The organism is Thermococcus sp. ES12 (genome assembly GCF_012027515.1).
GTDB lineage: Archaea > Methanobacteriota_B > Thermococci > Thermococcales > Thermococcaceae > Thermococcus > Thermococcus barossii.
In genome coordinates, this window is sequence record NZ_SNUP01000124.1 from 1 (window position 1) to 401 (window position 401).

The following is a 401-nucleotide window of genomic DNA, read 5'->3' on the forward strand; positions in this document are numbered from 1 at the left end:
ATGGACGAAAAAAGAAGAGGAAGGCCAACGGTTCATAAGATTTGGGGAATAAACATGGCGATACTCGCTGGGGACTTGCTCTTCTCAAAAGTTTTTGAGGCGATTGCAAGGATTCCTACTGACCCCAAAAAGGTTGTAAGAGTTCTGGATGTTATCTCAAAGACCTCTAACGAGTTATGTGAAGGCCAAGCAATGGACTTGGAATTTGAAAGCAAAGATAGTGTTAACATCAAGGAATACATGAAAATGATAAGTGGAAAAACCGGTGCACTAATAGACGCTTCAGCCACAATTGGCGGAATCATAGGGACAGACAATGAAGAGTATATTCAAGCTTTATCAAAATATGGAAGGAACATTGGAATAGCATTCCAAGTGTGGGATGATGTTCTGGATCTTAT

1 protein-coding gene is annotated in these 401 nt (G+C 40.4%); it reads left to right on the top strand.

Going from position 1 to position 401, the window contains the following annotated elements; genetic code table 11:
* On the top strand, positions 1-401 hold a 401-nt coding region (locus E3E37_RS11375), incomplete at both ends, for a polyprenyl synthetase family protein (RefSeq protein ID WP_167717465.1).